The following is a 13,829-nucleotide window of genomic DNA, read 5'->3' on the forward strand; positions in this document are numbered from 1 at the left end:
GACCAAGTCTTGAACCAATAAATCTTGATCCAATTGAAGTCTTAAACTCTATCAATCTGAAAACCCACTTTATTGACTGCTGCAATCACATCTTCTTCATTTGTATTGGATCCTTTTACTGTCAGTATTTTATCCGGGTTTTGCAGGTCCACGCTCCAGCTTTCTATACCCTGAGTATTATTCAATTGAGGAGTCACTTTCTCCAGGCAACCGTTGCACATAATGTTTGTTTTGAATTGCATCTTGTTCATTTTTTATATTTTTGATTGTTTGTTCCTAATTGAATTGATTCGCTTACCGAAGTATATATTTACTTTTGAAAGATATTTATGGATATTGGGATATTGAGATACTTATTTTTTTAACCAGACTCTTTGTTTCAACATTGAAACTGAACCCTAATATCTATTAATATCCAGTATCTACTAATATCTTAAAATGAATCCCTGGTAAATTATTAAAAATAAAGCCTGCATCCGTTTAATAAATTACAATTCCTTCACCTTTAACCTCAAACTATTAGCCACCACCGAAACGGAACTGAAAGCCATAGCTGCTCCGGCTATCATAGGATCCAGCAGAAAGCCATTAACAGGGTACAATACGCCTGCTGCTATCGGAATACCAATGACATTGTAAATAAATGCCCAAAAGAGATTTTGCCTGATTCCCATGACTGTAAGGGAAGACAACTTCAAGGCTTTGGGAATGGATTCCAGGTTGGAAGTAATCAAGGTCATCTTGGCCACATCCATCGCAATGTCAGAACCGTGCCCCATAGCCATACTGACATCCGCTTGGGCCAATGCCTGGGAATCATTGATTCCATCCCCTACCATGGCCACCACCTTTCCTTTTCCCTGGAGTTCCTTTACGAAATCTGCTTTGTCAGAAGGAAGGACTTCCGCCTTAAATGAAGTCAATCCCAAGGCTTTGGCCACTGCCTCAGCGGTCTGTTGGTTGTCTCCTGTCAGCATGTAAACTTCCACACCTCGATTCTTCAACTTTTCTATGGCTGATTTGGAGCTAGGTTTGATTTTGTCTGCAATGGCAATCACTGCCAATACCGACTTATCATCAGAAAAATAGACAACTGTCTTGGCTTCTTCCTGCCAGTTGTTGGCTATGGTTTTTGTTTCCTGCGAAATGGAAACCTGCTGATCATGCATCAAAGCCCTGTTTCCTATCAAATAGGTTATACCGGATGCATCTGAAGCTTTGACGCCCCTACCCGTGATGCTTTCAAAACCATCAATTTTGGATGCTTTCACCCCATCTTCCTTGAGTTTTTTCACCACCGCTTCGGCAAGGGGGTGTTCGGACTGAGATTCCAAAGCCAATAAGATTGATTCCAACATTGGGATTTCATTAACTTCCTTTTCCCAATACATATCCGTAACGGTAGGTTTACCTTCTGTGATGGTACCAGTTTTATCCAGAACTACGGCACTCACCTTATGGCCCAATTCCAAACTCTCAGCATCTTTGATTAGTATGTTATTTTCAGCTCCTTTGCCCATACCTACCATAATGGCAGTGGGGGTGGCAAGTCCCAGCGCACAGGGACAGGCAATGACCAATACCGCTACAGAAGTGAGCAAAGCATGCGTGAAGGCCTCATCCCCTCCCACAAGCATCCAAATCAGGAAGGTAAGAACCGCTATGACCATAACTATGGGAACAAAAACACCGGCAATTTTATCGACAAGCTTCTGCACAGGGGCTTTACTGCCCTGGGCTTCCTGTACCATTTTGATGATTTGGGAAAGTAAGGTTTCAGCACCTACCTTTTCGGCTTCAAACTGGAAACTGCCTTTTTGATTGACCGTACCTGCAAATACCTTTTCGCCCTTAGTTTTGGAAACCGGAACGGGTTCACCGGTGATCATACTTTCATCCACATAAGAACTGCCTGAAATCACTTTCCCGTCAACCGGGATTTTTTCACCAGGCCTTACCAGAATCGTAAAGCCCTTTTCAACAGAAGAAATCGGGATTTCCTGCTCCTCCCCATTGACCATCACCTTTAGGGTATTGGGCTGCAAACCCATCAGCTTTTTGATGGCAGAAGAAGTATTGGATTTGGCCTTTTCTTCCAAGAGTTTGCCTAGAGAAATAAAAGTGATGATGACCACAGCAGCCTCATAATAGACATGGGGATGTATGCCCCGCTGATGCCAGAAATCCGGATAAACCGTATTAAAAAAACTGAAAATAAATGCCATCCCTGTACTAAGTGATACCAAAGTATCCATATTGGCTTTGCCATTTCTTGCCTGCTTCCAGGCATTTAAAAAGAAGCTCCTACCGAAATAAAACAGTACCGGCACCGTAAGTACCATGGATATCCATCTTCCTAATTCCCAATCCATGTAAAACATCCCAATGATGAATACAGGCAAGGTGAAAACTGCTGACCATAAAGTCCTTTTCTTTATGTCCTCATATTTTTGTCGCTGTAATTCTTCCTGTACCTCTGATGGATTGTCCTCTTCAATGATCAGGTCATATCCCACGCTTTGCAGTGCAGAACGCAAATCTTCCTTTTTGATCGCCGGGTCATATTCTACCAGTACCGAGTTGCTGGCAAAATTCACGCTGGCCTTGTTTACCCCTTCTGTATTGGAAAGAATGGACTCTACGCTGGATGCGCAGGCCGCACAGGACATTCCGCCAACCGGAAAAGTATCTTTTTTTAGCTTGTTTTTTTCTGCGACTTCCATATTCCAATCAATTTAGAATACAAATTTCGGCCAAGTTCGAAAAACAAGAGTTATGGAATTTTGAGGTTCTTTTTCAAGATTTTGTCATAAGCTATCCAAATGCCTGCGGTCTGGGGAATGCATCTTCTTGAATTGGCTGGGTGTCATGCCTGTTTCCTTTTTGAACTGGGTCGAAAGGTAGGCTGAGCTGCTATAATCCAATTTAAAGGCAATTTCCGCCAAAGTGAGTTCATCATAAAACAGCATTTCTTTGACCTTTTCAATCCTCTGTTTGGTAATGAATTTCTCAATGGTAATGCCCTCTACCGAGGAAAAAAGCCTGCTCAGATAGGTGTAATCATGGTGGAGCTGGTCAGAAAGTAAGGTGGAAAAATTAACTCTTAAGGCTTCGTTTTTATGATGAATCTGATCTATGATCAAAGTCTTGATCTGGGAAATAAGGCTGGACTTTCCTGACTCCAACAACTCAAATCCCAGCCCTGTCAGTTTTTTATCCAAACTTTCCATCTTTCCTTTGGGTATAGCCTGTGAAAAATCCACCTGGCCCAACTGCACACTTTTATAAGGTATTTCCAGTTCATCCAGCACTGTTTCTACCGCCATAATACACCTGGGGCAGACCATGTTTTTGATGTAAAGGGTTTGGTTCATTGTGTATTGATTCGGAAATTATATAATATCAAAAGCCAAATTCGATTATTTTAGTTTCGTGAATGGGGCAAGGGTATCAAAAACTTATATGTCCTTATATCCCTTATATGGTTCTCATTTTCTAAACCATATAAGACATAGAAGTCCATAGAAGAAATAGTTTAGAACTTATATGACCTCATATGTCTTATATGGTTCACTCTTTTTTAAAACCATATAAGAAATAGAAGACCGTAGAAAAAAATATGTTAGAACTTATATGCTCTTACATCCCTTATATGGTTCATTTTTTTTAAAAAAAAATTCATCGATTTAATCTCTTTTTTCACAGAAAGTAATTACTTTGTAATCACAATTCAAATTGATTATGGAGATTACTGTCATCAATATCGGAAATTCCAAAGGGATTAGACTTTCTAAAACCATATTGGAAAAGTATCAAATCACAGATACGATGGAGATCATTCTGGAAGAGGATCAAATCATCCTAAAGCCTAAATCCAAGCCAAGACAAGGTTGGGAGGAAGCTTTCAAAGAAATGCACAAAAATGGTGATGATGTCCTACTTATAGATGACGTTTTTGATGATGAAGATTTTGAAAAATGAAAATCTCTCAATACGATATTGTTTTGGTCAATTTGGACCCAACCCTTGGCAGCGAAATGAAAAAGACAAGGCCTTGCCTGGTTCTGTCACCCAATGAAATGAATAAATTTTTGAAAACCATTGTCATTTCGCCTATCACCAGTGGCACCAAACCTTACCCAACAAGGGTTCAATTAGACGGTCAAAAAACATCCGGATGGGTAGCCATAGACCAGATCAGAACCATCGATCGGGTGAGAATCATTAGAAAGTTGGAAACCTTAAATCCAGAAACCATCAATCAGATCAAGTCCATTATTCGTGAGACATTTGTTGATTAGGGTTTTAAATTAAGCCTACTGTCTCATATTAAATGGCAGATTTAAACCTGACAGGCTTACAGCACCAAAGGTCTCAAAAAACCATTTAAGGTGTAAAAAAACTGTCAGGTTTTGCGCATTTGATAGTTGACTTAATGAAGTAGGGTTAATCAAATAGCATTAAGCCAGTCACTTCAACTCCCCTTGGCTTTGAACGGTTATGATTAATAAAATAGTTTACCGCTTAATCATTGCATGTCCGCGCTCTTTGCGAATCCCTTTGCGTCCATTGCGTGAAATTTTTCTATCTTAGTCAATTCAATAATTGCTTATTATAGTAAGCAATTATTATTGAATTTGATTTCCAAAAACAGCATTTTAAAAAAATAATGCTTTTTTATCATATCAATAATTTATATTTTTGCTTAATAAAATAAGCAATACTATGGAATCAATAGAAGAACGATTTCAGAAAAAAATTGATTCTACCAGCCTTGACTTTATCCGCAGCATGATCCATAAGATCAGGTGGGAAGCAAGACTGATCGGGATCAAAGGACCAAGAGGTGTGGGAAAAACCACCCTTTTGCTCCAATACATCAAGCAAAACCTACCATTGGACCATACCACGCTTTATGTGAGTTTGGACAACATCTGGTTTGCCCAAAACAACTTAGTGGACCTGGCAGACGATTTTGCCAAGAAAGGTGGCAAATACCTTTTTTTGGACGAAGTACACAAATACCCTAATTGGTCTCAGGAGATCAAGAACATCTACGATGATTTCCCGGAATTGAAGGTGGTGTTTACCGGTTCTTCTATGCTGGAGATCCTCAATGCCCGGGCTGACCTCAGCCGGAGGGCTGTCATCTACCACATGCAGGGTTTGTCGTTCAGGGAATTTCTGGCTATCAAAACCGGGCAGGAATTCCCCGTTATCAGTCTGGAAGAATTGATCACAAACCATGTGGAAATTACACGGGAGGTACTGAAAAAAATCCGGCCTTTGGAGCATTTTGGTTCATACCTGAACCATGGATACTTTCCATTCTTTCAGGAAGTGCCGGATCTGTACCACTTACGGTTGGAAGAGGTGGTGAACATGACTTTGGAGATAGAGCTGCCATTGCTGAGGAATGTGGACATTTCATACATCCCCAAGCTCAAGCACCTGCTCCATATCATTTCCGAGTCGGTGCCCTTTATCCCAAATGTGACCAAACTCAGTGAGCGCATTGGCATAAATAGGAATACGTTGGTCAGCTACTTGTTTTTCTTACAGGAAGCCCACCTGACCAAAAACCTGTACAAGGACATTAAAGGGATAACACAAATGCAGAAACCGGAGAAAATCTACCTGGAAAACACCAACTTCCAGTTTGCCTTTACTCCGAAAAATGCAGACTTGGGTAACCTGAGAGAGACCTTTTTTATCAATCAGGTATCCCATCTTCATACCCTAGAGTATGTTAAAGACGGGGATTTCAGGGTGGATGGGAAGTACATATTTGAGGTGGGTGGCAAAAACAAAACTACAGAACAGATTCAAGGAGTCAAAAACAGTTTTGTCGCAGCAGATGACATTGAATACGGCAATCCAAAAAGAATCCCCTTGTGGCTTTTTGGTTTTTTATACTGAGGATGATAGAATGCAATCGGGCATGTTTTCTTAAAAAGAATAACCAAAGCCGACTCCAAAATTGGAAAAGGCGCCTTTCCTGACATAACTTCTATCGTCCTCATTGATATTGATCCTTGGGCCTCTGACCAAATTGTAATCTCCGCTTACAAAAATCCGGAGTGCATTTCTGTTTTCTATTTGATATAGGACATAACTGATTCTGGATCTATGAAAAAAATTATGATAATTGAGCCTGAATTTCTGTTCTCCATCAAAGTGAACCATTGTTGGCAGAGCAAAGCCTAACCCAGGTTCAAAGATCAATTTTTCTGAAATTGGGATGGCATAAAACACATGCGCACCAAAAACCTGCCACTTGACCCTATCAAAGAAGTCCCCAAGTATTTTGGTTTCCCCAACCTCTCCTCCATTATTACTGAAAAACAAACCCAAGCCAAATCTCTCGGCAATTCCCGTCTGAAATCCCATCCTTACAGAGGGGTTGAGATTATAATCATTTGACAGCAGGTTATTCCCATGAAATACGGGCAAACCCAGTTCCAGTGTAAATTCAGGCCTGATGCTGAATGGCACATTTTCAACCACTTGATTCTGCTGGGCAGTGACAAAAGAGGTAAGTCCCATATAGAAGAAACAAAAAATCACATTCCTCATAAACGAATGACTTTTATCTGTCCTAAATCCAAATCCCTCCTATCTGTTCGCTGGACAAATAGCCTGACTTCTACCACATCTGTTTCTAACTCCTCTTCAAATCTGGAAAACTGAAACTTTGATCCATTAGGCGTAACCATATAATAAAAAGGACTTACTTTTTTGGGGACTACAATACGAAATCTCCCATTCTGATCAGTTTTTACATTGTAAATCACTCTGATAAATCTACTTTCCGGAAAACCGAGTTCGGTAAATTCTGCTGGGAGAATCCGATCCTGCTCTCCAAATCCAAAAGTAAAATTCTCCAGAATTTCCCCTTCCGAACTGACCACTTGTCCGAAATAAGTTTCAAATTCATTGTCTTCGTACACCCTACAGGATTGTATGGATACCATAAACAAAAAAATACTCAAGCCAAGAAATCGGCAATAAAAAAACCTCCCATTCATATCCTATAAATTAAGAATGATTAATTTAGTCAAAAAAACGGATTGTATATGAGATAGTTTTTTTTCTCATGAAAAAAAATCAGGAATTATGCATTCCTGATTTTCCACTTTGCTTTCAGATAGCCCCAAATCACCTTGGGGCTCATTGCTTTTTTCCTCTCGAAGCTTCCATCATATCCCACATTTCTTGAGGGATTTTATCTAAGTTATTAAACTCTCCAGCTCCTTGAAGCCATTCTCCTCCATCTATGGTAACCACCTCACCATTGACATAGGCTGAAAAATCAGAAACAAGATAAGCAGCTAGGTTTGCCAATTCCTGATGCTCCCCTACTCTTCCAACAGGTACCTTTTTAGCAGGATCAAACTTGTTTACCAAATCTCCAGGCAACAACCTACTCCATGCTCCTTCAGTTGGGAAAGGGCCCGGTGCTATTGCATTTGACCTTATCTTATATTTAGCCCACTCAACAGCAAGTGATCTTGTCATTGCAAGTACTCCTGCTTTGGCTGCTGCACTTGGTACTACATAGCCTGAACCTGTCCATGCATAAGTAGTAACAATATTTAGGAAAGTGCCAGGCTGACCTGAATCAATCCACTTTTTACCAATTACCATTGTGACATTTGCGCTTCCTTTCAAAACTATATCTACCACTGTATTGAAAGCATTCGTGGACAATCGCTCAGTAGGCGAGATAAAATTCCCAGCTGCATTATTTAGAACTACATCAATTTTTCCAAACTTTTCTATGGATTTGTTATAAACATTTTCAACCTGGTCAGCATCTCGCACATCACAAGCAACTGCAAGTACAGAACCGCCTGTTTCTTTTTCCATTTCCTGGGCAGCCTTTTCCAAAACTTCCAATTTTCGACTAGTAATTACCAAATTAGCTCCTAACTCCAAAAAATAGATCCCCATCGACCTACCCAAACCGGTACCACCGCCTGTTACCAAAATAGTTTTCCCTTTTAAAGCTCCTTCTCTGAGCATTCCTTCTTTATATGACATAATTGTTTGGGTTTAATGACCATTGAAGATAGGTAATCCACCAAGTAAAAAAAAGTGGGTAAAGCTAGTTTTGGCATCATTTTAAATGTTGAGCAAAGGAATTAGATTTGCCCTAACAAATATTGATCATGAACTACTCCAGATTGCTCATTTTAATACCATTTCTATTTTTTTCTTGCTTTGGTGATATTGAAAGGGATATCACAACTGACCTCCAAGTAGAAGGTCGAGAGATATTCAATATTTCCATGGCTTTGGATGAATCATTGGCATTTGCATTCAAATCCTTTGAGGCATATTCAAAAGCGGATACTTCCGAAGTTCTCGGTTGCCCAAATATCTTTATCGATAAAGAACAAAAAAAAATAACTCTGGAGTTTTTAGGCAATAGGCAATGCGTCAATGAAATCAACCTGTCTAGATTGGGAAAAATCCACATTAGTTATACCAGTCAAAGCACTTTTAACGCTGTGACATTGGAATATGACAACTATACTTCAAGGGGTAATACCATAGAAGGCCAAAGGGAATTTAGACAATCCAGAATTAGCAATGGACTGAACAGTAATACACGAACAGAAACTTTTACTGAATTGTTAATCATAGATGAGCATGGATCGTCCACAAAAATTAATGGTCAATTCGAGCATAGCATCTCAATGCTTAACTCAGTAGCTACTGATATCACCTCAAACGGAAGTCTTGAAGGTAGGAACATCACCGGACGTCCTATCAGAATGAATAGAACCCAACCCAAAAGATACAGCTTTAATTGTTTAAATGGGGGGTTTGTAGTTCCTAGGCAAGGAAGTGAAACATGGCAAATTTTTAGGCACACTTCACAGGCCACTTCCCACCAAGCTGTCTACGAAAGTGAAATAGACTGTCAAAGCAAAGTCACTTTGACACTGCATGATGGACGAACTATAATTTACCGGCAATAAAAAACCTCCGGAGGATACCCCCGGAGGCTTAAAATTATTTATTTCCTGTTAATTAAGAGGATCAATACCTGTAATATTCTGGCTTGTATGGTCCTTCAACAGTCACGCCTATGTATTCAGCTTGGTCAGGAGTTAGTTCTTCCAATACAACACCCAATTTGGCTAAATGCAAAGCAGCTACTTTTTCGTCCAAATGCTTAGGAAGCACATACACACCTGGCTCATATTGATCTGTATTATTCCACAATTCAAGTTGAGCAAGAGTCTGATTAGTAAATGAGTTTGACATTACAAAAGATGGATGTCCTGTAGCGCAACCAAGGTTGACCAGTCTACCCTCAGCCAGAACAATGATATCATTGCCTTCAATATTGTACAAGTCAACCTGTGGCTTAATCACGTTTTTGGTATGTCCGTAACTTGTATTCAACCAAGCCATGTCAATTTCATTATCAAAGTGGCCAATGTTACACACAATGGTTTTATCTCTCATTGCTCTGAAATGTTTTTCAGATATAATGTCTTTATTACCGGTTGCCGTAACTACAATATCTGCTTCTTTAACAGCATCTACCATCTTTTTCACTGCAAAACCATCCATTGCTGCCTGTAACGCACAGATAGGATCAATTTCAGTTACAATCACTCTGGCTCCTGCACCTCTTAAGGAAGCAGCAGAACCTTTACCTACATCTCCATATCCAGCTACTACTGCGACTTTACCTGCCATCATGACATCTGTCGCCCTTCTGATCGCATCTACCAAGGATTCTTTACATCCGTATTTGTTATCAAATTTTGACTTTGTTACAGAATCATTGACATTGATTGCCGGCATAGGAAGGGTTCCTTTCTTCATTCTTTCATAAAGTCTGTGAACACCGGTAGTGGTCTCTTCAGAGAGCCCTTTGATTCCTTTTACCAACTCAGGGTAGTTATCCAAAACCATATTGGTCAAATCACCACCATCATCTAGAATCATGTTCAAAGGCTGTCTTTCTTCGCCGAAGAACAAAGTCTGCTCGATACACCAATCAAACTCCTCTGCTGTCATACCCTTCCAGGCATAAACTGAAATTCCAGCAGCTGCAATAGCTGCAGCTGCATGATCCTGAGTAGAAAATATATTACAAGATGACCAGGTGACTTCCGCTCCTAAGGCCACTAAAGTTTCTATAAGAACAGCTGTTTGGATAGTCATGTGAAGACATCCCGCGATTCTAGCACCTTTTAAAGGTTGTGCTGCACCATACTCTTCTCTTAGAGCCATCAAACCTGGCATTTCTGCTTCAGCCAATGTAATTTCTTTTCTCCCCCAATCTGCTAGGGAAATATCCTTCACCTTATACTTGATGAATTTGTCAGATTTAATTTCAGACATATGATTATTAATTAATGAATTGATTTTCAATTTAGATTTACAAAAATAGGTTTTTTAACTTCAAAATAAAATTTGGCTAGGCAAGGAGTTTGACCTCTTTGATACCATAAGCAACTTGCTCCCCAGTCCTTTTTTCAACAATTATTTTCCCTTCTTCATTTACCCCAATGATCTTTCCTTCAAACGTTTCACCATCATTGTAGGAAGCCCATTCTTGAAAATACAGCAACTGTCCCAAATATTGCCCATGTATGAATTTGTAATCTCCTCTTTTTAAGAGCAGATACCATTTTTCTATTTTTGAAACCAGCTCCGACAGCAGATGGTTCAGATCGATTTCTTCACCTGAAATTTTTTTTAAGGAGCTGACCCCTGGAAACGGAAAATCCAATTGGTTTACATTAAGCCCAATTCCCATTATTGAAAACTCAACACTTTGTTGGTTGATGATGTTTTCGATCAAAACTCCACAGATTTTACCTTGACTTTGATGAAAGAGGTCATTAGGCCATTTGATTTTGATTTGACTATCAAGTGCTGATAGCGTTTCCCAAAGGGCTAGACACACAATTTTACTTAGTTCAAACTGTTTGTGTGGCTTCAAAAAAACAGGTCGCAAGATCAATGAAAAGGTGAGATTTTTGCCCGGCTCTGTCCACCATTGACTCCCCCGCTGTCCTCTTCCTTTAGTCTGGGATTGAGTGATGACAATACTTCCCTCAGACACCTCTTTTCTTTTGATTTTTTCCATAGCAAGATCATTGGTAGAATGACACTCTGTCATGAAATGAATATCTTTTCCGAGAAAAACCGTATTGGCAAGGATTTTATACATTTTGATTAGTTAATTTGTAAGGCAATAAAGATATTTAACCCCAATTGCCTTTGGGGTAATCATAGCGTAAAAATAGGACAAAATAAGCATGACAGCAGAAGAGCTGAGTAAAGTTATAATAAAAGGAATGGAAGAAAAAAAGGCTTCAGATATAGTGGTGTTGGATCTGCGTGGAGTCAAAAATTCATTCACTGATTTTTTCGTGATTTGTTCAGGAAATTCAGACACACAAGTAGAGTCAATTTCAGATTCTATAGAAGAAGTAGTATTCAGATCAGGAAATGAAAGGCCTTGGAGAAGTGAGGGAAAAAACAATCTTCAGTGGATCCTCATGGACTATGTCAATGTAGTAGCACACATATTTCTTAAAGATAAAAGAGCATTTTATGGAATTGAGGAACTCTGGGGTGACGCCAAAGTTACCCGTGTAGAGACATGATCCGTTTGAACTTTAAGCCAGTTTAAGCGTTTTACAAAAAGTTTGCAGCATAGAAATAATATATAATGAGCGATAATCAGAAAAATAAAAAGTTCATACCCAAAACACCTCAGAAGCCCAATCTTCAACTTTGGTTGATCATTGCGGCTGTTATTGTTTTGGTAGGCATTACCTGGTTCAACCAGAGGAATGCGGTTATGGACATTACTTTAAAGAAATTTGAAGACATCTATTTGTCCAATGATGTAGCCAAGGTAATGGTCATTTACAATCAAAACCTTGTGGAAGTCACCCTCAAATCAGACGCTTTACAGAACAGAAAGTATAAAGAGGAACTTGAATCTAACAGCCCATTCACAACTCCTACAGGGCCTCATTACCAATTGAAAATAGCTTCTGTAGATAAGTTCATCGAATATTACAACGATCTTGAGTCCAGAATGCCGGAAGATCAAAGGATCAGCTATGAATCCAAGACCCAAGAATCCTGGACAAACTGGTTTTCAAGTTTTGGATTTTTGATTCTTTTATTCGTGCTTTTCTGGATAATGATGAGAAGAATGGCGGGTCCTTCTGGTCCTGGAGGCCAAATCTTCAATGTAGGCAAATCCAAAGCACAGCTATTTGATGCTGAAAACAAGGTTAAAATCACATTTGATAATGTTGCCGGTTTGGACGAAGCAAAAGAAGAAATTCAGGAAATCGTAGAGTTTCTTAAAAACCCATCTAAATTCACCAAACTGGGCGGTAAAATCCCAAAAGGTGCATTGTTGGTAGGACCTCCGGGAACAGGGAAAACCCTACTTGCTAAGGCTGTGGCCGGTGAGGCCGGTGTACCGTTTTTCACGCTATCAGGTTCTGATTTCGTAGAAATGTTTGTGGGTGTGGGTGCTGCCAGGGTAAGAGACTTATTTAAGCAAGCCAAAGAAAAAGCTCCTTGTATCATTTTCATAGATGAAATCGATGCGATAGGACGTTCAAGAGGCAAGGGGCAAATGCCAGGATCAAATGACGAGAGAGAAAATACCCTCAACTCTCTTTTGGTTGAAATGGATGGATTTGGAACTGATACCGGAGTGATTGTACTTGCAGCTACCAACAGACCTGATGTTTTGGATTCAGCATTGTTGAGACCAGGTAGATTCGACAGACAAATCAGTATTGACAAGCCGGACATTGTAGGTAGAGAAGCGATCTTCAAAGTACATTTGAAGCCAATCAAGGTAGCTGATGACATCGATGCCAAGAAAATCGCAGCTCAGACACCCGGCTTTGCAGGTGCAGAGATTGCCAATGTATGTAACGAAGCTGCCTTGATTGCTGCAAGAAGAAATAAATCTGCAGTAGATATGCAAGACTTCCAAGATGCCATCGATAGAGTAATTGGTGGATTGGAAAAGAAAAACAAAATCATATCTCCGGAAGAAAAGAAAATTGTTGCTTACCACGAGGCTGGTCACGCAGTGGCAGGCTGGTTTTTAGAACATGCTGATCCTTTGGTCAAAGTAAGCATTGTACCAAGAGGAGTAGCAGCATTGGGATATGCGCAGTATCTTCCCAAAGAACAGTTCCTTTATCAGACCGAACAGTTAATAGATGAGATGTGCATGACTTTAGGCGGAAGAGCTGCAGAAGAAATTATTTTCGGTAAGATCTCTACAGGAGCCCTTAGTGATTTAGAACGAATCACTAAAATGGCTTATTCCATAGTTTCTGTATATGGTATGAATGAAAAAATCGGAAATGTTTCATTCTACGACAGCAAAAGCTCAGAATACAGAATGACTAAGCCCTATTCTGAAAAAACCTCCGAAACTATTGATGATGAAGTAAGAAAGTTGATTTCTTTCGCTTACGAAAAAACCAAAGTATTATTGACCGAAAGAAGGGATGAATTAGAGGTGCTAGCTAAAGAGCTTCTTGAAAAAGAAATTCTCTTTCAAAGTGATCTGGAAAAATTAATAGGCAAAAGGCCATTTGGAAAAGAAACTACCTATGAAGCCTTCACCAAAAAAGACCAGAAAAAAAAGTCCATCCCGGATGCTGAAATAAAAGATAAGCAGAACAATGCAGAAGATACAAAGTCGGAAGATGGTAAACCTGAAGATCCAAATTCACCTAAAGAACAACAGGTAGAAGAAAATAAAGGCTAAATTTAGCTTAGAATAAAAAAAAGCTTCCCGAATG

Annotated in this window: 14 protein-coding genes; 6 read left to right on the top strand and 8 right to left on the bottom strand. The window is 39.6% G+C overall.

Annotated features, from left to right (window positions below):
- Nucleotides 1-41 precede the first annotated feature (41 nt).
- The 3 genes from A33Q_RS14360 to A33Q_RS14370 all read right to left on the bottom strand — a co-directional run bounded on the left by A33Q_RS14360 (nt 42) and on the right by A33Q_RS14370 (nt 3,374).
- Nucleotides 42-251 carry a heavy-metal-associated domain-containing protein gene (locus A33Q_RS14360; RefSeq protein ID WP_009033558.1) on the bottom strand — a complete coding sequence of 70 codons (210 nt, stop codon included), beginning with the start codon at nt 249-251 and terminating at the stop codon, nt 42-44.
- A gap of 237 nt (nt 252-488) precedes the next feature.
- On the bottom strand, nt 489-2,723 hold the full coding sequence (locus A33Q_RS14365) for a heavy metal translocating P-type ATPase (protein WP_009033559.1): 2,235 nt from the start codon (nt 2,721-2,723) through the stop codon (nt 489-491).
- Nucleotides 2,724-2,807: 84 nt separating this feature from the next.
- Complete coding sequence (locus tag A33Q_RS14370; RefSeq protein WP_016255298.1) at nt 2,808-3,374, bottom strand: helix-turn-helix domain-containing protein; 567 nt, start codon at nt 3,372-3,374, stop codon at nt 2,808-2,810.
- A gap of 367 nt (nt 3,375-3,741) precedes the next feature.
- Between A33Q_RS14370 and A33Q_RS14375 the strand changes: the two genes are divergently transcribed.
- The 3 genes from A33Q_RS14375 to A33Q_RS14385 all read left to right on the top strand — a co-directional run bounded on the left by A33Q_RS14375 (nt 3,742) and on the right by A33Q_RS14385 (nt 5,919).
- Nucleotides 3,742-3,981 (top strand): AbrB/MazE/SpoVT family DNA-binding domain-containing protein, encoded by a 240-nt coding sequence (locus tag A33Q_RS14375; protein ID WP_009033561.1) that lies wholly within the window; start codon nt 3,742-3,744, stop codon nt 3,979-3,981.
- Nucleotides 3,978-4,301 (top strand): type II toxin-antitoxin system PemK/MazF family toxin, encoded by a 324-nt coding sequence (locus tag A33Q_RS14380; RefSeq protein ID WP_009033562.1) that lies wholly within the window; start codon nt 3,978-3,980, stop codon nt 4,299-4,301. Before A33Q_RS14375 ends, A33Q_RS14380 begins: the two co-directional genes overlap by 4 nt.
- Before the next feature lie 424 nt (nt 4,302-4,725).
- Nucleotides 4,726-5,919 carry an ATP-binding protein gene (locus A33Q_RS14385; protein ID WP_009033563.1) on the top strand — a complete coding sequence of 398 codons (1,194 nt, stop codon included), beginning with the start codon at nt 4,726-4,728 and terminating at the stop codon, nt 5,917-5,919.
- A gap of 30 nt (nt 5,920-5,949) precedes the next feature.
- On the opposite strand, the gene A33Q_RS14390 is transcribed toward A33Q_RS14385, so the two are convergent.
- The 3 genes from A33Q_RS14390 to A33Q_RS14400 form a co-directional block, all read right to left on the bottom strand.
- The gene (locus tag A33Q_RS14390; RefSeq protein WP_009033564.1) at nt 5,950-6,576 is read right to left on the bottom strand and encodes a hypothetical protein; all 627 of its coding nucleotides are present in this window, start codon (nt 6,574-6,576) and stop codon (nt 5,950-5,952) included.
- Nucleotides 6,573-6,974 carry a hypothetical protein gene (locus tag A33Q_RS14395; protein WP_016255300.1) on the bottom strand — a complete coding sequence of 134 codons (402 nt, stop codon included), beginning with the start codon at nt 6,972-6,974 and terminating at the stop codon, nt 6,573-6,575. Before A33Q_RS14395 ends, A33Q_RS14390 begins: the two co-directional genes overlap by 4 nt.
- A 196-nt stretch (nt 6,975-7,170) precedes the next feature.
- Entirely contained in the window at nt 7,171-8,043 is an 873-nt protein-coding gene (locus tag A33Q_RS14400; protein ID WP_009033566.1) for an SDR family oxidoreductase, read from the bottom strand.
- A gap of 128 nt (nt 8,044-8,171) precedes the next feature.
- Between A33Q_RS14400 and A33Q_RS14405 the strand changes: the two genes are divergently transcribed.
- The gene (locus tag A33Q_RS14405; RefSeq protein ID WP_009033567.1) at nt 8,172-8,987 is read left to right on the top strand and encodes a hypothetical protein; all 816 of its coding nucleotides are present in this window, start codon (nt 8,172-8,174) and stop codon (nt 8,985-8,987) included.
- A 61-nt stretch (nt 8,988-9,048) separates the two neighbouring features.
- On the opposite strand, the gene ahcY is transcribed toward A33Q_RS14405, so the two are convergent.
- Both ahcY and A33Q_RS14415 read right to left on the bottom strand, forming a co-directional pair.
- A complete protein-coding gene (ahcY, locus tag A33Q_RS14410) occupies nt 9,049-10,368 on the bottom strand; it encodes an adenosylhomocysteinase (protein ID WP_009033568.1) in 1,320 nt (439 codons plus the stop codon).
- Between the two features lie 76 nt (nt 10,369-10,444).
- Nucleotides 10,445-11,203 (bottom strand): biotin--[acetyl-CoA-carboxylase] ligase, encoded by a 759-nt coding sequence (locus A33Q_RS14415; RefSeq protein WP_009033569.1) that lies wholly within the window; start codon nt 11,201-11,203, stop codon nt 10,445-10,447.
- Between the two features lie 88 nt (nt 11,204-11,291).
- Between A33Q_RS14415 and rsfS the strand changes: the two genes are divergently transcribed.
- Together rsfS and ftsH are read left to right on the top strand one after the other, a co-directional pair.
- Nucleotides 11,292-11,642, top strand: coding sequence for a ribosome silencing factor (rsfS, locus tag A33Q_RS14420; RefSeq protein ID WP_009033570.1), 351 nt, complete (start codon nt 11,292-11,294; stop codon nt 11,640-11,642).
- Between the two features lie 65 nt (nt 11,643-11,707).
- Nucleotides 11,708-13,795: an ATP-dependent zinc metalloprotease FtsH gene (ftsH, locus tag A33Q_RS14425; protein ID WP_009033571.1), complete on the top strand. Its 2,088-nt coding sequence runs from the start codon at nt 11,708-11,710 to the stop codon at nt 13,793-13,795.
- Nucleotides 13,796-13,829: the final 34 nt, after the last annotated feature.

The sequence above is a fragment of the Indibacter alkaliphilus LW1 genome, assembly GCF_000295935.2.
GTDB lineage: Bacteria > Bacteroidota > Bacteroidia > Cytophagales > Cyclobacteriaceae > Indibacter > Indibacter alkaliphilus.

Bases quoted from the DNA above. Each gene is read 5' to 3' on its own strand.
- A33Q_RS14360 (WP_009033558.1), bottom strand. From the start codon at position 251: ATGAACAAGATGCAATTCAAAACAAACATTATGTGCAACGGTTGCCTG.
- A33Q_RS14365 (WP_009033559.1), bottom strand. From the start codon at position 2,723: ATGGAAGTCGCAGAAAAAAACAAGCTAAAAAAAGATACTTTTCCGGTT.
- A33Q_RS14370 (WP_016255298.1), bottom strand. From the start codon at position 3,374: ATGAACCAAACCCTTTACATCAAAAACATGGTCTGCCCCAGGTGTATT.
- A33Q_RS14375 (WP_009033561.1), top strand. From the start codon at position 3,742: ATGGAGATTACTGTCATCAATATCGGAAATTCCAAAGGGATTAGACTT.
- A33Q_RS14380 (WP_009033562.1), top strand. From the start codon at position 3,978: ATGAAAATCTCTCAATACGATATTGTTTTGGTCAATTTGGACCCAACC.
- A33Q_RS14385 (WP_009033563.1), top strand. From the start codon at position 4,726: ATGGAATCAATAGAAGAACGATTTCAGAAAAAAATTGATTCTACCAGC.
- A33Q_RS14390 (WP_009033564.1), bottom strand. From the start codon at position 6,576: ATGAGGAATGTGATTTTTTGTTTCTTCTATATGGGACTTACCTCTTTT.
- A33Q_RS14395 (WP_016255300.1), bottom strand. From the start codon at position 6,974: ATGGTATCCATACAATCCTGTAGGGTGTACGAAGACAATGAATTTGAA.
- A33Q_RS14400 (WP_009033566.1), bottom strand. From the start codon at position 8,043: ATGTCATATAAAGAAGGAATGCTCAGAGAAGGAGCTTTAAAAGGGAAA.
- A33Q_RS14405 (WP_009033567.1), top strand. From the start codon at position 8,172: ATGAACTACTCCAGATTGCTCATTTTAATACCATTTCTATTTTTTTCT.
- ahcY (WP_009033568.1), bottom strand. From the start codon at position 10,368: ATGTCTGAAATTAAATCTGACAAATTCATCAAGTATAAGGTGAAGGAT.
- A33Q_RS14415 (WP_009033569.1), bottom strand. From the start codon at position 11,203: ATGTATAAAATCCTTGCCAATACGGTTTTTCTCGGAAAAGATATTCAT.
- rsfS (WP_009033570.1), top strand. From the start codon at position 11,292: ATGACAGCAGAAGAGCTGAGTAAAGTTATAATAAAAGGAATGGAAGAA.
- ftsH (WP_009033571.1), top strand. From the start codon at position 11,708: ATGAGCGATAATCAGAAAAATAAAAAGTTCATACCCAAAACACCTCAG.